This is a genomic window from Klebsiella sp. HN106, from assembly GCF_051209435.1.
Lineage (GTDB): Bacteria > Pseudomonadota > Gammaproteobacteria > Enterobacterales > Enterobacteriaceae > Klebsiella > Klebsiella oxytoca.
Map to the genome: position 1 here is coordinate 1 of NZ_JBLURD010000312.1, position 269 is coordinate 269.

A 269-nucleotide genomic window follows, 5' to 3' on the forward strand; every position below is an offset into this window, starting at 1 on the left:
CCATCAATTAACCTTCCGGCACCGGGCAGGCGTCACACCGTATACGTCCACTTTCGTGTTTGCACAGTGCTGTGTTTTTAATAAACAGTTGCAGCCAGCTGGTATCTTCGACTGATTTCAGCTCCATGAGCAAGTCACTTCACCTACCATCAGCGTGCCTTCTCCCGAAGTTACGGCACCATTTTGCCTAGTTCCTTCACCCGAGTTCTCTCAAGCGCCTTGGTATTCTCTACCTGACCACCTGTGTCGGTTTGGGGTACGATTTGATG

The 269-nt window shown here is 50.6% G+C and carries 1 rRNA gene; it reads right to left on the minus strand.

From position 1 onward, the window contains the following. Window positions 1-269 (minus strand): 23S ribosomal RNA (locus ACSIPU_RS31345); the annotation flags it as partial.